General features: G+C 63.3%; 14 protein-coding genes. 8 read left to right on the forward strand and 6 right to left on the reverse strand.

Annotated elements, in window-relative coordinates:
- Nucleotides 1-85 precede the first annotated feature (85 nt).
- Entirely contained in the window at nucleotides 86-1,210 is a 1,125-nt protein-coding gene (locus AC1RQ9_RS01940) for an AI-2E family transporter (protein WP_485985356.1), read from the reverse strand.
- A gap of 283 nt (nucleotides 1,211-1,493) precedes the next feature.
- Between AC1RQ9_RS01940 and AC1RQ9_RS01945 the strand changes: the two genes are divergently transcribed.
- Complete coding sequence (locus tag AC1RQ9_RS01945) at nucleotides 1,494-2,630, forward strand: MFS transporter (protein WP_485985357.1); 1,137 nt, start codon at nucleotides 1,494-1,496, stop codon at nucleotides 2,628-2,630.
- A gap of 166 nt (nucleotides 2,631-2,796) precedes the next feature.
- Here the strand turns inward: AC1RQ9_RS01945 and AC1RQ9_RS01950 are convergent, their stop codons facing one another.
- Nucleotides 2,797-3,375 (reverse strand): hypothetical protein, encoded by a 579-nt coding sequence (locus AC1RQ9_RS01950; protein WP_485985358.1) that lies wholly within the window; start codon nucleotides 3,373-3,375, stop codon nucleotides 2,797-2,799.
- Nucleotides 3,376-3,926: 551 nt separating this feature from the next.
- Nucleotides 3,927-5,813, reverse strand: coding sequence for an ABC-F family ATP-binding cassette domain-containing protein (locus tag AC1RQ9_RS01955; RefSeq protein ID WP_485985359.1), 1,887 nt, complete (start codon nucleotides 5,811-5,813; stop codon nucleotides 3,927-3,929).
- Between the two features lie 160 nt (nucleotides 5,814-5,973).
- Between AC1RQ9_RS01955 and ndk the strand changes: the two genes are divergently transcribed.
- A complete protein-coding gene (gene ndk / locus AC1RQ9_RS01960) occupies nucleotides 5,974-6,396 on the forward strand; it encodes a nucleoside-diphosphate kinase (RefSeq protein ID WP_010514331.1) in 423 nt (140 codons plus the stop codon).
- 159 nt (nucleotides 6,397-6,555) lie between these two features.
- On the opposite strand, the gene purN is transcribed toward ndk, so the two are convergent.
- Together purN and purM are read right to left on the reverse strand one after the other, a co-directional pair.
- Nucleotides 6,556-7,179, reverse strand: coding sequence for a phosphoribosylglycinamide formyltransferase (purN, locus tag AC1RQ9_RS01965; RefSeq protein ID WP_485985360.1), 624 nt, complete (start codon nucleotides 7,177-7,179; stop codon nucleotides 6,556-6,558).
- An 8-nt stretch (nucleotides 7,180-7,187) separates the two neighbouring features.
- Complete coding sequence (purM, locus tag AC1RQ9_RS01970; RefSeq protein WP_485985361.1) at nucleotides 7,188-8,288, reverse strand: phosphoribosylformylglycinamidine cyclo-ligase; 1,101 nt, start codon at nucleotides 8,286-8,288, stop codon at nucleotides 7,188-7,190.
- Nucleotides 8,289-8,423: 135 nt separating this feature from the next.
- Here purM and AC1RQ9_RS01975 point away from each other — a divergent pair, with 135 nt between their 5' ends.
- The 4 genes from AC1RQ9_RS01975 (at nucleotide 8,424) to AC1RQ9_RS01990 (ending at nucleotide 14,654) form a co-directional block, all read left to right on the forward strand.
- Nucleotides 8,424-9,197 (forward strand): HdaA/DnaA family protein, encoded by a 774-nt coding sequence (locus AC1RQ9_RS01975; protein WP_485985362.1) that lies wholly within the window; start codon nucleotides 8,424-8,426, stop codon nucleotides 9,195-9,197.
- A 207-nt stretch (nucleotides 9,198-9,404) separates the two neighbouring features.
- The gene (locus AC1RQ9_RS01980) at nucleotides 9,405-11,558 is read left to right on the forward strand and encodes an RNA degradosome polyphosphate kinase (RefSeq protein WP_227672786.1); all 2,154 of its coding nucleotides are present in this window, start codon (nucleotides 9,405-9,407) and stop codon (nucleotides 11,556-11,558) included.
- A 45-nt stretch (nucleotides 11,559-11,603) separates the two neighbouring features.
- Nucleotides 11,604-13,100: a Ppx/GppA family phosphatase gene (locus AC1RQ9_RS01985; protein WP_193733805.1), complete on the forward strand. Its 1,497-nt coding sequence runs from the start codon at nucleotides 11,604-11,606 to the stop codon at nucleotides 13,098-13,100.
- A gap of 180 nt (nucleotides 13,101-13,280) precedes the next feature.
- Nucleotides 13,281-14,654 carry an amidohydrolase family protein gene (locus tag AC1RQ9_RS01990; protein ID WP_485985363.1) on the forward strand — a complete coding sequence of 458 codons (1,374 nt, stop codon included), beginning with the start codon at nucleotides 13,281-13,283 and terminating at the stop codon, nucleotides 14,652-14,654.
- Nucleotides 14,655-14,727: 73 nt separating this feature from the next.
- Here AC1RQ9_RS01990 and AC1RQ9_RS01995 read toward each other — a convergent pair whose 3' ends face one another.
- Complete coding sequence (locus tag AC1RQ9_RS01995; RefSeq protein WP_485985364.1) at nucleotides 14,728-15,042, reverse strand: hypothetical protein; 315 nt, start codon at nucleotides 15,040-15,042, stop codon at nucleotides 14,728-14,730.
- Here AC1RQ9_RS01995 and xdhA point away from each other — a divergent pair.
- The gene (gene xdhA / locus AC1RQ9_RS02000; protein ID WP_485985365.1) at nucleotides 15,041-16,558 is read left to right on the forward strand and encodes a xanthine dehydrogenase small subunit; all 1,518 of its coding nucleotides are present in this window, start codon (nucleotides 15,041-15,043) and stop codon (nucleotides 16,556-16,558) included. The genes AC1RQ9_RS01995 and xdhA overlap by 2 nt on opposite strands.
- Nucleotides 16,551-18,917 carry a xanthine dehydrogenase molybdopterin binding subunit gene (xdhB, locus tag AC1RQ9_RS02005; protein WP_485985366.1) on the forward strand — a complete coding sequence of 789 codons (2,367 nt, stop codon included), beginning with the start codon at nucleotides 16,551-16,553 and terminating at the stop codon, nucleotides 18,915-18,917. The genes xdhA and xdhB overlap by 8 nt, the downstream gene beginning before the upstream one ends.
- Nucleotide 18,918: the final 1 nt, after the last annotated feature.

Genomic DNA, 18,918 nt, shown 5'->3' on the forward strand with positions numbered 1-18,918 from the left:
AGACAGCGCGGATGAATGCACAACGGGGACGGGAGTATGATCTCCCGTCCCTGTTTTTATTCAGAAAATGCTTCAAGGTAATCAATTATACCCGTTCGTTGTCCTTCAGCTTGGGGGTGGCGCGGTCAGCGGTCGCCAGCAGGGCCGCCGTCAGCGGAGAGGCCAGGATAAGCCCCGGAATGCCAAGGATGGTGCCAAAGATCGTCTGGGACAGGATGGTCAGTCCCGGTGGCATCTTGACCGCGTGGCGCTGGATCAGCGGGGCCATGACATTGCCCTCGAAAAACTGGATGGCGGCATACAGGCACAGCACCATGACCCCTTCGCGCGTGCCCTGTGACAGGCCGATCAGCACGGCGGGCACCGCGCCGACGAACGCGCCGATATAGGGAATGAAGTTGGCCATGCCCGCCACGACTCCCAGCGCCAGCGCCAGCGGCACGCCAATGCACCACAGACCGATGAAGGACAGCAGTCCCACCACGGTCATGTCCAGCGCCTGTCCCGCCGTCCATGCCCACAGGGTGCGCCCTGCCGTCAGCAGCAGTTCGCGCGATGTGTGGCGGTATTCATGCGGGATCAGCCGCAGCATGCCATTGACATACAGTTCGGGTGATATGGCGAAATACAGCCCCGCGATCAGGATGACCGCCAGCGTGCCCGCAGCCCCGAACGCGGAGGAGACGAAACCGGTCATGGACCCGGCCAGTGATCCGAACCCGCTGCTGCTGGCGGCCTGTTCATTCCCCCCCAGCGTCGTGGGCAAGTTGTCAAGGATCATGCGTCCGGTGGAGGAATGGCCCATGCTGTCACGCAGGTTATGGGCCTGCTCGCTCAACGCGGTGCGCAGTTTTACGGCCTGTTCCGATATCTCTGGCCCGCTGCTCCAGATCAGTCCGGTCAGCGCGCCGATTATGACCACGACCACCGCCGTGAGCGACAGCCAGTAGGGCATGCGCGTGTGGCGTTCCACAATGCCTGCAAGGTTGTGCAGGATCACGGCAACAAGGGTCGCGGCGAAAATGACCATCAGCACGTCACCCACCACCCAGATCAGCATGACCACGATGGTGATGACCAGTGTCAGCCGCAGCAGGGCATAGATGCGCGCCAGCTGCTGGGCGCGGGGATCGGGGATTTCGTCTTTTTTCGGGGCAGGTCGGGAAGCAGGGGCGTCAGGCGTGGGATCCAGCGGGGAGGAGGTGGTCATCTATATGTCCGTATGGTGGCCATGAAAGGGGCTGCGTGGAACGTGAACGCCAGCACAGCCGCAGCCGGGATAACGTCCGGGAAGGGGTATGGATTGCGTTGTCCTAAAATTCCACTAACTGGCGGCAGGCCAGAACGTGGGGTCGCGCAGGTACACTCCCTTCGTGACCGTTTAAGGCGTAAGCCAATATCTGCTGTCGGAAAAGGGCGGACATGTGAGTACTCCAGATATTTCTTCATCGCATCCGGTCCCGCCCGTACGGTCCGGGGGGGCAGGATGGGCAATGGCTGTCGCCACCTTTGCCATAGGCACGGGGGAGTTCGCATTGATGGCGATGCTGCCCGGTGTCGCCCGTTCGCTGGGCGTGTCGGTCCCGGTGGCGGGGCATGTCATCAGTGCCTATGCGGTGGGGGTGGTGATCGGTGCCCCACTGGCCGCCCTGATCGGCGCGCGCCTGTCGCGCTACCGGCTGCTGCTGGCGCTGCAGGCCATGTTTGTCGTGGGCAATGCGGCATCGGCACTGGCGCCGGGTTACGGGACGCTGCTGGTCATACGTTTCCTGACCGGGTTGCCGCATGGGGCCTTTTACGGTGTGGCGGCGCTGGTGGCCGCGGGCATGGCCGACCCCGCGCGACGGGGACGGGCGGTAGCCGGTGTGTTCGTGGGGCTGACGGTCGCCCATGTCGTCGGGGTGCCGCTGGTGACATGGGCGGGGCAGATGCTGGGCTGGCGGGCGGTTTACGCCTTCATCGCGGTCATGGAACTGCTGGCCCTTGTCATGATCGCGCGTACGGTGCCCATCGTGGCGCCCGATCCGCAGGGTTCGCTGTGGCGTGAACTGGGTGCGCTGCGGCGACCGCAGGTATGGTTCACGCTGGCGACGGGGGCGATCGGGTTTGGCGGCATGTTCTGTGTCGGCACCTATCTGTCCACGGTATTGCTGGGCGTGACCGGCGTGCCTGCTTATGTCGTGCCGCTGGCGCAGTCATTGTGGGGCGTGGGCATGGTGGCGGGCAACATGGCCGGTGCCCGGCTGGTGGATATCAGCCCCACGCTGGCGGTGGTGGTGACGCTGGCGGCCAGCACCATCATGCTGTGCCTGTTTTCCGTATGCGCGGAAAGCATGGTGCTGGTGTTGATCGTAACCAGCCTGATGGGCGGCATCATTGCCCTGCTGCCCGCGTTGCAGACCCGGCTTATGGATGTGGCGGCCGATGCGCAGGGGTTGGTGGCGGCGCTGAACCATTCCGCCGTCAACGTGGCCAATGCATTTGGCGCGTGGCTGGGCGGGACGGTGATTGCCGCAGGCTATGGTGCGCAGGACGTGGGATGGGCCGGGGCCGGGCTGTCGGCCGCGGGGCTGGCGATTTTCCTGACCGGACTGCTGGTGCAGCGTGCGGGAGCGCGTGGCCCGGTCTAGGTCAGGAATTTGCTGCTGGCAGAATGCGTGACCCATGATGAATGGCGGGGCGGATGCGGCATATTGCCACCTGGGTTATCCCATCGCGCGCAATGCCCCGCCATCAGGCTGCTTTCAGGCAGTCTCCGGAAAAATGTCGGTCGTCCCGGAGTGGTCAGGGATGATGTTATTTCGATGGGGTATCCGGTTGTGCTTCGGTCGCGGGGGTGACGCTGGCGGCTTCCTGCTGCACGCGGTCAAGCAGGGCGCGGGCTTCTGATGGGGCGATAATGTCATCAAACGGGACGACTGTGGAATTTTCGGATACAAACAATACTTTAAATGGCTGATCTGAACCGGCTATTTTTTCCAGAAGTTCCTTGCTGATGGGGAAGGCTGCATTTGTTTCGTAATGGCAGTCCGGACTGACGCGGCCCGCATAGACATTCGCTCCATCGCAGCTTGTTTCGTTATCAATATTGGTGACATTGGTATATTTTTTGACGCCATCTTCGGTGTATTCCATATGCTGATATGCAACGCCGCCAATATCTGTATCAATACCTAAATAATAATTTGCCGATCTATCGCTTTTTTTAATAACAGAGTAAAGAAATGAAGTAAGATCAACCGTTAATACTTTATTATCTCCAAAATGATCCCAGTTTTTACCATTGTTGTATAGTTTTTCCTGACTGACTGTCGCGGTTTTTGACCATGGCTGGTTGGTTACGGTTGTTTTCGCCTGTATCTGTTCCTCGGACATTTTTGATAGGTGCCTGTATTTTATGCCTTCCTTGGCAACAGTACCGTAACATCCCGCAAGAAGCGCACATAAGACGCTGGATGAAATGAGGGAACTGACTTTTTTCATTTTATGACAGCCTGCATTTGTAACTGTTTGTATCTTCCTGTATCTGAAAATTTCCAGCACTACTATTGACGTCTGGTAATATCTTCAATGTCTGTCTGCCGCGTAATTGAGATCAGCCGATATGCCTGACTTCAGTCCATGCAACGGGCAGGGAGAAGATGACGACATGACCGTATTTGGGTCGCATCCGCGCGGCCTTTACCCCACCCGGATCATGAATGCGGTGAACGAATCCGGAAAAAACGGCCGATGTGTCAATCATATGGAATGCAGCGCGCGTGGGGATCGAGATATCTCAGTCCGATATGATGACGCAGTTCCGCAGGCGATGGCATTGCATGGCAGGATGGCGCGTTCACCACGTAGGTCGGATTTCTGATCCGCCCGCATGCGCCTGCCTGTGAATGACTTCATCAGGCAGGCGCGTGGATGGGGAGGCGGGCCTATTCCGCGCTGGCGGCCTCCAGTTCCGTTTCCGCTGCCAGCCAGTCTTCTTCCGCCCGGTCGTGTTCGCGTGCAATGGCGGCAAGGCGGGTGTTCAGTGCGGTGACTTCATCCGCCTTGCCGCTTTCATACAGTTTGGGGTCCGCCAGACGGGCTTCCAGCTTCGCGCGCTCGGCCACCAGTCTGGCCATAAGCTGTTCGGCATCGCGGATGCGTTTGCGCAGGGGGGCCGTGGCCTTGCGGGCTTCGGCGCGTTCGCGGCGGTCATCGCGTTTTGGGGCTGCGGCAGGACGGGCGGGGTCGTTGTTCGAGACTGCCCGCGCCCGTTCGGTCAGCCATGTGCGGTATTCCGCCATGTCGCCCTCGAACGGGCGGACCGTGCCATCGCCCACCAGCCACAGCCGGTCGGCCACCAGTTCAACCAGATGTGGGTCATGGCTGATCAGCAGGACCGCGCCCTCGAATTCCGCCAAAGCCCGGATCAGCGCGTCACGTGCGTCAAGGTCAAGGTGATTGGTCGGTTCATCAAGGATCAGCAGGTGCGGCGCATCGCGCGTGGCCAGTGCAAGCAGCAGGCGCGCCTTCTCACCCCCCGACAGGTCGCGCGTGGGCGTTTCCGCGCGTTCCGCGTCCAGGCCGAAACGGGCAAGCTGCGCGCGCACGGCGGGTGGGGTGGCGTCGGGCAGGGCGCGGGCCATGTGGTCCACCGGGGTCTCATCGGGACGCAGTTCCTCGGCCTGATGCTGGGCGAAATAGCCGACCTTCAGCTTCGGGCTGTGCTGGATTGTGCCTGACTGGGGTTCCAGCCGCCCCGCCACCAGCTTGGCAAAGGTGGATTTGCCGTTGCCGTTCGCCCCCAGCAGGGCAATCCGGTCTTCCATGTCGATACGCAGTGACAGGTTGGACAGGATGGTGTGATCGCCATAACCGGCTGAAACCCGGTCCATCACCAGCATGGGCGGCGGCAGGGGGGAGGGTTCGGGAAAGGAAAAGTGGCTGGGCGTATCTTCCACCACGCTGTCGATCTGCGGCAGTTTTTCCAGCGCCTTGATGCGGGCCTGCGCCTGTTTGGCCTTGGTGGCCTTGGCACGGAAACGGTCCACGAAGGACTGCATGTGCGCGCGCTTGGCGTTGATGCGTTCGGCCATGCGGGCCTGCTGCAGCGCCTGTTCGGTGCGGATGCGCACGAATTCCTCATACCCGCCTGGCGTCAGTGTCAGCCTGCCGTGGTCCAGATGGGCGATGGCGTCCACCGCGCGGTCCAGCAGCCCCCGGTCATGGCTGACGATCAGCGCCGCCCCCGAAAACCGCGCCAGCCAGTTTTCCAGCCAGATCGTGGCCTCAAGGTCCAGATGGTTGGTCGGTTCATCCAGCAGGAGCAGGTCGGGGTTGAGGAACAGCGCCGTGGCAAGGGCCACGCGCATGCGCCACCCGCCCGAAAAGTCCGATACCGGGCGGGTCTGTGCCTGCGCATCGAACCCCAGCCCGGACAGGATGGCGGCCGCCCGCGCCGGGGCGCTGTGGGCGTCGATCGCCAGCAGGCGTTCATGGATGTCGGCAATGCGGGCGGGGTCGGTCGTGGTTTCGGATTCGCGCAGCAGGTCCGTCCGTTCGGTATCGCCCGCCAGCACCGTGTCCAGCAGCGAGCCATAGCCCGTGGGTGCTTCCTGCTTGATCCGTGCCATGCGCGCGCGCGCCGACATGTGGATCGTGCCGCCATCAGGTGCGATATCCCCCGCGATCGCGGCCAGAAGGGTCGATTTGCCCGCCCCGTTGCGACCGACCAGACCGATCTTGCGGCCCGGATCAATGCTCAGGCTGGCGCCATCAAGCAGGGTGCGGCCTGCGATGCGCAGGGTCAGATCGGATATGACGAGCAGGCTCACGGGCGGAAAACTCCGGCAATATGGGGTGCATGGCTGGTTTCGTGCGGGTTGTACCTACCAGTCTGCGGCGATATGCTCTAGATGGCGCTTGTAAGGTGATGTCGGCTTATGTCCAATGCCGCCTCGTATATTTCAGAACCCGTTTGAAAGGAGCTGTCCCATGGCAGTCGAACGTACCCTCTCGATCATCAAGCCCGATGCGACCCGCCGTAACCTGACCGGCAAGATCAATGCCGTATTCGAAGGCAATGGCCTGCGCATCGTCGCCCAGAAGCGCATCCAGTTGACCAAGGCGACTGCTGGTGCGTTCTATGAAGTGCACAAGGAACGCCCGTTCTACAACGACCTGGTGTCCTTCATGATCTCCGGCCCGGTCGTGGTGCAGGTTCTCGAAGGTGAGAACGCTGTCCTGAAGAACCGCGAAGTGATGGGTGCCACCGACCCGAAGAAGGCCGAAGCCCACACCATCCGTGCGCAGTTTGCAGAAAGCATCGAAGCAAACTCCGTCCACGGTTCCGACAGCCTTGAAAACGCGAAGAACGAGATTTCCTTCTTCTTCGCTGGCACGGAAATCCTGCCCTGATCCTTATGGATCATGGTGGCGGGGCCTATGTCCCCGCCAATGGAAAAGCCGGCCCCTGGGCCGGCTTTTTTCATGTCTGGGGGGTGTATCGCTCAAATCATCAAGACGCCGCCCTTTTGAAAAAAGGCGGCATCCAAAAACTTTTGTTCTTGTCCGTGATCAGACCGACAGCAGGCAGTCTGATGCGGTTGCGGCAGGTGCCCCGTCGGGAACCAGCACGCGGTGCAGGGCGGCGGGATACAGGCGATGTTCCTGCCGCAATACACGCGTGCCCAGCACATCGGGCGTATCATCGGCCAGTACGGGCACGGCGGCCTGCCCGATGATGGGGCCTTCATCCATGCCTTCCGTCACCCAGTGGACGGTGCAGCCATGGATGCGCGCACCACTTTCCAGTGCCCGTTCATGCGTATGCAGCCCGGGATAGGCCGGTAGCAGGCTGGGATGGATGTTCAGCATCCGTCCCGCCCATGCCGTGGTCAGGAATGGCGTCAGCAGGCGCATGTAGCCCGCAAGGCAGACATATTCCACGCCCGCCGCGCGCAGGGCCGCATCCAGCGCGCGTTCATGCGCGGGCCGGTCGCGGGGGTAGTCGCGGTGGTCAATGGCCTGTGTCGCAAGGCCGGCATCCCGCGCGACTGCCAGCCCCGGCGCATCGGGGTTGTTGCTCAGCACCAGGGCGATGCGGGCGGGATAATCGTCGCGGGCGCACGATTCGATCAGCGCGCGCATGTTGCTGCCACGCCCGCTGATCAGGATGGCGATGGGTGTCTTGTGGATCACGGGTCGGTTCAGTCGCGCAGTTCGGGCAGTTCGTCAAAGCTCAGCGTGGCCGGGCTGTCGGGGCTTTCGCCCTGCGTGATCGTGCCGATGACAAAGGCCTGCTGCCCGCGCGCGCTCAGGCGCGCCATGGCGGCATCAGTGTCCCGCACCACCAGCACCATGCCCACGCCGCAGTTGAAGACGCGCAGCATTTCCTCGGTCGTGACATTGCCGGTGCTGGCCAGCCACGGGAACACCGGCGGGATCGGCCATGCCGTGCCATCGACCACCGCCCGCACGCCCTTGGGCAGCACGCGCGGCAGGTTGCCCGGCAGGCCGCCGCCTGTAATGTGGGCCGCCCCCACCAGCAGTCCGGCACGGTGCAGGTCCAGCACGGGATGGACATACAGCGTGGTGGGCGTCATCAGCGCCTGACCCAGTGTCTGGCCATCGGCAAATGGACAGGGCGCGTCCCATGCCAGCCCGCTGCGGGTTACGATATTGCGCACCAGCGAGAAGCCATTGGAATGCACACCCGCCGATGGCAGGGCGATCAGTGTGTCACCAGGGCGGATATCACCAGGCAGCAGCGCCGTGCGTTCCGCAGCCCCCACCGAGAACCCGGCAAGGTCGTAATGGCCGGGCGCGTACATGCCCGGCATTTCCGCCGTTTCCCCGCCTACCAGCGCACAGCCGGAATCGGCGCAGCCCCTGGCGATTCCGCGCACCACCTTGGCCGCGTCCTCGATGGACAGCTTGCCGGTGGCGAAATAATCCAGGAAGAACAGCGGTGTCGCCCCCTGTACCACCAGGTCGTTGACGCACATGGCGACAAGGTCGATGCCCACCGTCTCATGCAGCCCGCTTTCAATGGCGATCATGAGCTTGGTGCCCACGCCATCGGTGCAGGAAACAAGGATGGGGTCGGAAAAACCAGCGGCCTTCAGGTCGAACAGCGCCCCGAAACCGCCAAGGCCGCCCATGGTGCCGGGGCGGTCCGTGGCCCGGGCCGCGGGCTTGATGACTTCGACAAGCGCATCACCGGCTTCAATATCCACCCCGGCATCCCGGTAGGTGGCGCCGGACGGGGTGGCGGAAGACGCGTTGGGCGGGCAGGGGGCGGATGTCATGCGGGGGCCTTTTTTCCGTAATCAAACTATCACTTTCCCGGACTCCCGCATGCGGGCTATGAAAACCGTCATGCGGGACCGGGGTCAGAGGGACTTCCGGCCTTCTTACGTCAAGGCGGGGCAACGCACAAAGCGGTGGTTGAGCGCACGAAGCTGAAAACGGATGAAAATGCGGTTGCGGGCGTGATCGGGCAACTGGTGTTGCCGTTTGCCCACACGCCCCGTTTCGCCGCGGGGGATTTTGTCTTTTCCGCCTCCAACGCGGCCGCGCGCAGCTGGCTGCTTGGCCCGACCCCGTGGCCCGAGCGCAGGCTGGCGCTGTGGGGGGCGGCGGGAACGGGCAAGACCCACATGCTGGAAATATGGGCGCACATGCATGATGCGGTGCTGCTTCATGGCGGTAGCCTGTCGCATGCCCATGTCACGGCGCTGTTCGCAGCCCGCGCCACCGGGGTGCCGGTCATGGCCATGGCGGTGGACCGGGCCGATGAATGCGCGGACGAACGCGCGCTGCTGCACCTGCTGAACACGGCGCGTGAACAGGGGATCGCATTGCTGCTGGGCGGGCGCACGTCACCGGCGCGCTGGCCGGTGGCATTGCCCGACCTGGCAAGCCGGCTGCGGGCGACCATGGCGGTGGCCATACGCCAGCCCGGTGACGGGCTTTTGCGCGTGCTGCTGCTGCGCCTGCTGGCCGAACGCCAGATTGTCGTATCGCAGCCGGTCGTGGAATGGCTGCTGCGCCACCTGCCGCGCACGGCAGTGGCCATGCAGGAAGCAGTGGACCGGCTGGACCATGCCGCCCTTGCATCCGGCCGCCCCGTGACCCGCGCCCTGGCCACGCGCGTGCTGGCCGACATGCTGATGGGGGACACCATGGCGGCCACGGATATGGACCCCGGCGCCTGAACGGGCAGCCTGCTCTGGCCAAGTGGCGTGTCACTGACCTAGGGTCGTATGCAACAAGGAATATTACCCCCGAACGGGAGATCGAATCCATTGGCCAGAACGCCACGCAAAGCCCCTGATGGTACTGCCCCCAAGCCCCGTACCCGCACACGCAGCCGCAAGGCCGCGACCGGGCGACAGGTCGCGGTGCGCACGCCGGTGGAACCCATGCCCGACGCCACGTCGCCCAAACGCTTCATCAACCGTGAACTGTCGTGGCTCGATTTCAACCAGCGCGTGGTGGATGAAGCTGACAACCCCCGCAATCCGCTGCTGGAACGCGTGCGCTTCCTGTCGATCAGCGCCAGCAACCTTGATGAATTCTATTCCGTGCGCGTGGCGGGGCTGGTGGGGCAGGTGCGTGAGGGGCTGGTCAAGACCTCGCCCGACGGGCTGACGCCACAACAGCAGCTGTCCGCCGTGCGCGAACGCACCGGCCGCCTGCTGCAGGAACAGCAGCGCATCTGGCGCGACCTGCAGCGTGAACTGGAGGGCGCGGGCATTGTCGTATGCGACGAAATCTCCTTTACCGAAGAAGAACAGGCCTGGCTGGAAAACTGCTTCATGGAACGGGTCTTTCCCGTCCTGACGCCATTGGCCATCGACCCCGCCCATCCGCTGCCCTTCATCCCCAACATGGGCATTGCGCAGGCCCTGCGGCTGATGAACGCCGAAACCGGGCAGTTCGTGATGGAGGCGCTGATCCTGCTACCCGCGCGGATCGAACGTTTCATCCGGCTGCCTGACGCGCTGTCGCCGCCGGGGGTGACGCGCTTCATCCTGCTGGAACGCCTGATTGTCATGTGCATCGACCGCCTGTTCCCCGGCCTTGTGGCGGGGGACTGGGGCGTGATGCGCGTGGTGCGCGACACGGACGTGGAATTCGAGGACGAGGCCGAGGATCTGGTCCGTTCGTATGAAAGTGCGCTCAAGCGACGCAGGCGTGGCGTGGTGATCCACCTCGATATCGAATCCCGCATGCCCGAGGATCTGGCCCGGTCAATGGCCGAAGGGCTGGCCCCGCCACCGGATGAGGTGTTCGTGCAGTCCGGGCTGATCGGGGTTGTGGACCTCAAGCAGCTGATCGTTGATGACCGGCCCGACCTGCTGTTCCCGCCCTATACCCCACGCTTTCCCGAACGGATCGTCGATTGTGGCGGGGACTGCTTTGCCGCCATCCGTGCGCGCGACATGATCGTCCACCACCCGTTCGAAAGCTTTGACGTGGTGGTGCAGTTTTTGCGGCAGGCGGCCATTGACCCGGCCGTGGTGGCGATCAAGCAGACGCTGTACCGCACGTCGCGCGACAGTCCCATCGTCAAGGCCCTGATCGAGGCGGCAGAGGCCGGCAAGGCCGTGACCGCCATGGTGGAACTGCGCGCCCGTTTTGATGAGGAGGCCAATATCCGTCTCGCCCGCGCGCTGGAAGCGGCGGGTGTGCAGGTGGTCTTCGGTTTTTCCGACCTCAAGACACACGCCAAGCTCAGCCTCGTCGTGCGGCGTGAGGGTGGCGCGCTGCGTTCCTACGCCCATTTCGGCACCGGCAATTATCACCCGATCACGGCGCGGATTTACACCGACCTGTCGTTCTTCACCTGCAACCCGGAACTGGTGCGCGATTCGGCACGGCTGTTCAATTACATGACCGGCTATGCCGTGCCCGCGCGGATGGAGGCGATCGCGTTTTCGCCCGTGACCATCCGCCGCACGCTGGAAGACCTGATTGCGGGTGAAATCGCCCATGTGCAGGCAGGGCGTCCGGGGCAGATCTGGCTCAAGATGAACTCCCTGGTGGATCCCGACCTGATCGACCGGCTGTATGCCGCGTCATGTGCCGGGGTGAAGGTCATGGCGGTGGTGCGGGGCATCTGCTGCCTGCGGCCCGGCGTGCCGGGACTGTCGGAAAACATCCGCGTCAAGTCGATCGTGGGACGGTTTCTGGAACACGCGCGCATCTATGCCTTTGGCGACGGGCACCGCCTGCCCGGCAGGCAGGCAAAGCTGTATATCTCGTCGGCGGACTGGATGCAGCGCAACATGGACTGGCGGGTGGAAAGCATGGTCCCCATGCTGGACCCGCAGGTGCATGCCCGCGTGCTGGACCAGATCATGATGATTGACCTCAAGGACAACCTGCAGTCATGGATTCTACAGCGCAATGGTGTATGGCGGCGTCTGGAGCCGGGGCGCAGGCCATTTTCGTCGCATGAATATTTCATGGAACATCCGGTTCACGCGGGGCGTGGCGCCACGGCGGGGGAAGCCCCGATCCGGGTCAGCGCGTCGCAGCCATGGCATGCGGAACAGACTATTGAGGACTGAGGATTACGGTATGGGTGCGGTCATGGCATTATGGGCGGACGACGTATGGGGCCGGATGTGACGGTAAATGGCGGGTTTCGCCGTTCGGCGGTCATAGATCTGGGATCGAATTCTGTCCGGCTTGTGGTGTTTGACGGGATTTCACGCAATCCGGCCCCCATTTTCAATGAAAAGGTGGTCCTGCGGCTGGGACGGGGCCTGAACGCGACGGGGCGCCTGAATGAAGAAGCCGTACCGCTGGCGATGGAGGTCATGGCCCGTTTCAACGCCATTGCGCGCGGGATGGAGGCAAGCCCCTTTGAGGTACTGGCCACAGCCGCCGTGCGGGATGCCAGCAACGGGCCGGAATTCGTGGCGGGGCTGAAATCACGCCTGCCCGGCGTGCCGATCCGTATCCTGAGCGGGGAGGAGGAAGCCGATTATTCCGCCACCGGCGTGCTGTGCGGCATACCGGACGCGAACGGCCTGGTGGCTGATATCGGCGGCGGGTCGCTGGAACTGATCCGGCTGGAAAACGGGCGCAAGCTCAATGCCTGCACGCTGCCGCTGGGTGTGATCCGGCTGAACGACCGGGCTGATGGCGACCTGGCCCGCGCACGTGCGCTGGTGGATGAGGATCTGGCCCGCGTGGGCTGGCTGGATGATGTGCAGGATCAGGATCTTTACCTGGTGGGCGGCGCATTCCGCGCGCTGGCGCGCATGCAGATCGCGCGCACGGCCTATCCGCTGAATATCGTCCATCTCTATCGTCTTGCCCCTGATACAGGGCGGGAAATGGCGGACTGGATCATCGGCGCGGGCAAGCGGTCGCTTGAACGCCTGCCCGGCGTGCCGCGCAAACGGCTGGAGGACGCGCCCTATGCCGCGACCGTGCTGCGCAGGCTCATGCGGCGAACGCGTTCGACGGGGCTGGTGTTCTGCGTCGATGGCCTGCGCGAAGGGTGGTACATGCGCAATGTTGCCGCAAGCGTTGCCGATAACGACCCGCAGGATGCCGTGGCGCGGGAAATGTGCTGCATGCTGGGCCGCAGCGTGACCCTGCCGGAACGGCTGGCGGAATGGACCGCGCCCCTGTTCCCCGATGAGGGACATGTGGCGACCCGCCTACGCGGGGTTGCGTGCTGGCTGTCGGATGTGGGCGCGCATGACCACCCCGAATACCGGGCGGAACAGACCTATCTGCGTATCCTGCGCATGCAGGGCGTGGGCTTTACCCATCAGGCCCGGGCGTTCCTGTCGCTGACGCTTGCGGTGCGGTACGGGGCCGATCTGTCGGTGGCGTACCTGCAGCCATCGCGCCAGTTGCTGGATCAGGTGCAGTTTGGCCGTGCCGTGGCGTTGGGGCAGGCGTTGCGGCTGGCCTATACCGTCAGTGGCGGGACCGAGGCGCTGCTGGATGGCACCCGGCTGGAATGTGAGGACCGCATCCTGTCCCTGCATTTTGCGCCGGGCCGTGATGTGGTGCAGGGCGAAAGCGTGCGCCGCAGGCTGGAACGCCTGGGCAGTGCACTGGATATGACGGTCCGGATCCGCGACCACTGATCTGTCTGACGCTGGAAAACAATAAAAGTTTTTGGTGAAGCTTTTTTCAAAAAAGCTTCAAAGGAATGCTGCCTTTTTGAAAAAGGAGGCATCCAGAAAACTTTTTTGTAATTTGCACGATGGCGCAAAGACGGGCTTTTCAGACGGTCTCTTCAGGCCATGGGCAGGACATAACGCGACATGGGCATACGGCATGGACACATGCGCGACCTGCTGCTGATCCGGGGCGGGACGGTGGTGACGGCGCAGGCGTCGTTTCGGGTTGACGTACTGTGCGGCAGCGAGGGCGAGATCCTGGCCGTTGGCCCCGATCTGGACAGACCGACCGGCGGCATGGTGGTGGATGCGGGGGGCCTGCTGGTCCTGCCCGGCGGGGTAGACCCGCAGACCGGCATTGGCGCGGATGAAACAGGCTTTGCCCGTACGGTGGCGGCGTTGTCTGGTGGCACCACCACCATACTCGACACCATGCGTCCCGACGGTGGCGGACTGGACGCGGCATGGCGGGACTGGCGGCATGCCGCACGCCATGCCCATGTCGATGTCGGGCTGCATATGGCGCTGCCCGGTGCTGGTGCATCCGCTCTACAGTGCATGGATGAACTGGTGGCGGACAGGGGGGTGAATGCCTTCCACCTGTCCATGGCGGACGGACTGTCTGATCATGATATTCTGCAACTGACCCGCCATGCCGCCGATCGGGGCGCCCTGTGCATGATCGAGGCCCAGAATGCACAGGCCGTGGCCTATCTGCGGGCGGAACTGGATCATGCAGGCATTGCCGGCAACGAGGCCTGCATGCTGTCCGCCCCGCCGCAGGTCGAGGGTGAAGCGGTGGGCCGTGCCATCATGCTGGCGGGACTGGCCGGTGGGCCGGTGCATGTGGGACCGGTATCCACCATTGGCGCCACGGACATCCTTGCGCATGCGCGCCTGCGCGGGCAGCGGGTGGAGGGGCATGTGCTGGCCCCGCACCTGGTGGTGGATGAAGCGGTCTATGATCCCGAAGGCGACGTGGCCCCGGATCCCTACATTACCCTGCCGCCCTTTCGCGACGGCATGCATCGGCGGGCGTTATGGGGTGGGCTGGCGTCGGGCAATATCGGCATGGTCGCCAGTGGTTTCCGCCCGTCTGGTGCTACAGGAAACGGGGTGATGGGCGGCCTCGCGCAGCGCATGCGCGTGGTCTGGCAGCACGGCGTGCGCGCGGGCATCCTGACGGTGGAGGAATTCGTGGCCGTCACATCGCAGGCGGCAGCCCGTGCCTTCAACATCTATCCCCGCAAGGGGGCGATCATGCCAGGGGCTGACGCCGATATCGTGCTGTGGGATCCCGATGCGCAGGAAACGTGCACGTCCGGCCTGTATGCCGGGATCACGCTGGGTGGCCGGGCGGTGCGGGTCATTCGCGGCGGGGTGACGGTGTGGCAGGATGACATGCCGTGCGAAGGCGTTGGATACGGGGCCTATGTGCCATGTCCGGCCTTCCGCCCCCAACTGTCGCAACACATGCGCAGGGCTGCGCACCTGTCGATGCGTGACGGTGAAATATAGCGTCGTGGCATTGGATATTGTTTCAATATAATATTTTGATAAACATGAATAAAATATTATGTGCGACGATTATTCATGTCCTTATTTGAAAAAGCGTTATCAAAAATCCCCAGGCTATCTGACTGGTCGCCTGTTGCGGCGGATTTGATAGATGGTATGAAGATAACCATTTGATAAAAAACAATAAAATTTTTCTGGTGCCGCCTTTTTTAAAAAGGTGGCGTTCCGCATGATTGGCAGGATGTTCCAGAGGCAGGTTTTTCAGGCAGTCTCCTGAAATCTTTGCCGGGGTGACAAGACCGGACCGGGTTCCATATATTACACAGATCAGAATGAAAGGCTGTTCCGGCTGTCTGCCTTGAGGGGGGTGAGGCAGTCCTGTGGCCATGATAGAGGGAACAGATTTGACGGGGATCAGACACGGCATCCGTTTCTATGTCGGAAACGAATGCCATACGTTGGCCAATGTCGCGCCGACGCGTACGCTGCTGGACTGGCTGCGGGAAGACCGTGGCCTGACCGGCACCAAGGAAGGCTGCAACGAAGGCGATTGCGGGGCCTGCACCGTGCTGGTGGTGCGGCTGGAAGGGGACCGTCTGGTCTGGCGCGCGGTCAATGCGTGCATCCAGTTTGTCTCCATGCTGGACGGTGCGCAGGTCCTGACCATCGAGGACATGCGTGCGCCCGATGGCAGCCTGCATCCGGTGCAGCAGGCAATGGTGGACCAGCATGGCTCGCAATGCGGTTTCTGCACGCCCGGTTTTGTCATGTCCATGGTGGCAGGGCGCAAGGCCGATGGGCTGGCGCAGGATGAACACGCGATTGATGACATGCTGGCCGGCAATCTGTGCCGCTGCACCGGATATGCGCCAATCGTGCGGGCCATGCGACAGGCCATGCAGGCGGGACCGGACCATTTTGACACCATGGCGGGAGAGATTGCCGACCGGCTGCGTGCCCTGCGTGACGGGGCGACGGTCGAACTCGACGGGCCTGCGGACCGCCTGACCATTCCCGCAGATGCTGACGCACTGGCACGGACCATGATGGCGCATCCCGATGCACGGATCGTGGCGGGGGCAACCGATGTGGGCCTGTGGGTGACCAAGGGCATGCGGGACCTGCCGCATGTCGTCACCATCGGGCAGGTGCCCGACCTGCGCCGTATCGCATGCGATACGCAGGGTGTGTACCTCGGCGCCGCCGTCACATGGCAGGAAGCACGGGCCGTTCTGGCCGATATCCTGCCGCAGCCGGATGCGGAGGTCATCCGCCGCATTGGTTCGGTGCAGGTGCGCAACAGCGGTACGGTATGCGGCAATATCGCCAATGGCTCCCCCATTGGCGATGGACCGCCGGTGCTGATTGCGGCGGGGGCGCAGCTGCACCTGCGGCGCGGCGATACGCGGCGTGTCATCGCGCTGGAAGATTTCTTCATTGATTACGGCAGGCAGGACCGTGCGCCCGGTGAGTTCGTGGAAGGTGTGAGCATTCCCCGTCCCGGCGCGGATACGGTTGTGCGTGCATGGAAAGTTTCCAAGCGGTTCGATCAGGATATTTCCGCCATCCTTGGCGTGTTTTCCCTCACACTTGCCCCTGATGGCATGATTGCCAATGCCCGCGTGGCCTTTGGTGGCATGGCAGCCACCCCGCGTCGCGCCAGCCGGACGGAAGCCGCATTGGAAGGCCGGAAATGGGATGAGACTACACTGGCAGCGGCACGCCAGGCCATCATGGATGATTTCGCGCCCATTACCGACATGCGGGCAAGCGACTGGTACCGCCGCACGGTTGCGGCCAATCTGCTGACCCGGCTTTATGCCGATTGCGGGCCGGAAAACGCACGCGCCGCTATCAGCGTGCGCACCGCCTGCGCCAATGCGGGAGGACACGCCCATGGCTGATGGAAACAGCTTTGCCAACGCAGCCCCCACGGCGGGCGGCGGCATTGTGGCCGGTGGCGCATCAGACAGCCTGCGGCATGAAAGTGCCGCCATGCATGTGCAGGGCAGCGCCACCTATATCGATGACCTGCCAGAACCGCGCGGCACGCTGCATCTGGTCCCGGGGCTGGGCACGCGCGCCCATGCCCGCATCCTGTCCATGGACCTTGACGCCGTGCGTCAGGCGGACGGCGTGGTGGGTGTCTATACCGCCGCCGACATTCCCGGTGACAACCAGATCAGTCCTGTGGGCAAGGGGGACGAACCGCTTCTGGCCACGACCGAGGTCTCGTTTTACGGCCAGCCACTGTTCGTGGTTGCCGCTACCACCCGTGGCGCCGCGCGCCGGGCGGTGCGTCTGGCGAAGGTGGAATACGAGGATCTTCCCGCCATCCTGAACGTGGCCGAGGCCCGTGCCGCTGGCAGTCCGCTGGTCTGGCGGCCGATGGAAATGAAGCGCGGCGACGTGGTGGCGGGCCTTGAACACGCGCCCCGCAGGCTGTCGGGCCGCGTGATCGTGGGCGGGCAGGAACATTTCTATCTTGAAGGGCAGGTCGCGCTGGCCCGACCGGGTGAGGAGGGGGAGATGCATGTCACTTCATCCACCCAGCACCCGACCGAAACCCAGCACATGGTCGCCCATGTGCTGGACCGTCCCGCCAACCTGGTTACGGTCGAGGTCCGGCGCATGGGCGGTGGCTTTGGCGGCAAGGAAACGCAGGCCAATGCCTGTGCCTGCCTTGCCGCCCTGGTGGCTGAGCGCACCGGACGTGCGGCCAAGATGCGGCTGGACCGTGATGACGACATGATCATGACCGGCAAGCGGCATGATTTTGTCATTGATTACGATGTCGGCTTTACCGACGAAGGCCGGATCGTTGCGGTGGACATGGTGCTGGCGGCGCGGTGCGGGTGGTCGGCCGACCTGTCCGGCCCGGTGATCGACCGCGCGCTGTTCCATGCCGACAACGCCTATTTCTATCCCGATGTGCGGCTGCGTTCCGAACCCCTGCGGACCAATACGCAGTCCAACACCGCCTATCGCGGTTTTGGCGGCCCGCAGGGTATTGTCGCGGCTGAACGCGTGATTGAGGAAATCGCGTTCGCCACCGGCCTTGACCCGCTAATGGTGCGCCTGCGCAACGCCTACGGCACGCATGACCGCAACGTCACACCCTACAACATGGTGGTCGAGGACTCGATCACCGCCGAACTGCTGCCCGAACTGGCGCGGCGCTGCCATTACGAAAAACGGCGCGAAACCTGCCGCGCGTTCAATGCCGGCAGCGCCTACCTGCGGCGTGGCATCGCGATCACGCCGGTCAAATTCGGTATTTCCTTCACCGCCACCCATTACAACCAGGCCGGTGCGCTGGTGCATGTCTATACCGACGGGTCGGTGCAGGTGAACCACGGCGGCACCGAAATGGGGCAGGGCCTGCATACCAAGATGGTGCAGGTCGTCATGCGCGAACTGGGGCTGGGCACGGATCAGGTGCGCATTACCGCCACCACGACCGGCAAGGTACCCAATACATCGGCCACGGCGGCGTCTTCCGGCGCGGACCTCAATGGCATGGCGGTGCTGGACGCGGTGCGCCGTATCAAGCGCAGGCTGGTGGAATTTGCGGCCGGCCACTGGAATGTGGGTGAAGACGAAGTCCGCTTCGCGCCCGATGGTGTGCATGTGGGGCACAGGGTCATCGCATTTTCGCACCTGACACGGCAGGCCTATTTCGCGCGCGTGTCCATGTCCGCCAACGGGTTTTACAAGACGCCGAAGATTTCATGGAACGGGGACACGGGGCAGGGCCGTCCGTTCTATTACTTCGCCTATGGCGCGGCCTGTTCGGAGGTCGTGATCGACCTGCTGACGGGTGAGATGAAGATCGACCGCGTGGATATCCTGCATGACGCGGGGCAGTCGCTGAACCCGGCGCTGGATATCGGTCAGATCGAAGGCGGCTTCGTGCAGGGGGCCGGATGGCTGACATGTGAGGAACTGGTCTGGGACAAGGCGGGTCGCCTGCGTACGCATGCGCCCAGCACATACAAGATCCCGGCCTGTTCTGATCGCCCGCGTGTGTTCAATGTCGAACTGCTGGAAAACGCACCTAACCGTGAACACACCATTTTCCGCTCCAAGGCAGTGGGGGAACCGCCCTTCGTGCATGGCGTATCGGTGCTGCAGGCGGTGTCTGATGCGCTGGCCAGTCTGGATGGTTACCGTACGTGCCCGCGGCTGGACGCGCCCGCCACGCCGGAAATGATCCTGCGCGTGGCCGAACGCATGCGGCACGGCAACCCGCCCGCCGCCTGAC

The sequence above is a fragment of the Komagataeibacter ossonobensis genome, from assembly GCF_057359305.1.

Coding starts and splice junctions, on each gene's coding strand:
- AC1RQ9_RS01945 (WP_485985357.1), top strand. CDS start 1,494: ATGGCTGTCGCCACCTTTGCCATAGGCACGGGGGAGTTCGCATTGATG.
- ndk (WP_010514331.1), top strand. CDS start 5,974: ATGGCAGTCGAACGTACCCTCTCGATCATCAAGCCCGATGCGACCCGC.
- xdhB (WP_485985366.1), top strand. CDS start 16,551: ATGGCTGATGGAAACAGCTTTGCCAACGCAGCCCCCACGGCGGGCGGC.
- xdhA (WP_485985365.1), top strand. CDS start 15,041: ATGATAGAGGGAACAGATTTGACGGGGATCAGACACGGCATCCGTTTC.
- purM (WP_485985361.1), bottom strand. CDS start 8,288: ATGACATCCGCCCCCTGCCCGCCCAACGCGTCTTCCGCCACCCCGTCC.
- AC1RQ9_RS01985 (WP_193733805.1), top strand. CDS start 11,604: ATGGGGCCGGATGTGACGGTAAATGGCGGGTTTCGCCGTTCGGCGGTC.
- AC1RQ9_RS01980 (WP_227672786.1), top strand. CDS start 9,405: ATGCCCGACGCCACGTCGCCCAAACGCTTCATCAACCGTGAACTGTCG.
- AC1RQ9_RS01990 (WP_485985363.1), top strand. CDS start 13,281: ATGGGCATACGGCATGGACACATGCGCGACCTGCTGCTGATCCGGGGC.
- AC1RQ9_RS01995 (WP_485985364.1), bottom strand. CDS start 15,042: ATGGCCACAGGACTGCCTCACCCCCCTCAAGGCAGACAGCCGGAACAG.
- AC1RQ9_RS01940 (WP_485985356.1), bottom strand. CDS start 1,210: ATGACCACCTCCTCCCCGCTGGATCCCACGCCTGACGCCCCTGCTTCC.
- AC1RQ9_RS01950 (WP_485985358.1), bottom strand. CDS start 3,375: ATGTCCGAGGAACAGATACAGGCGAAAACAACCGTAACCAACCAGCCA.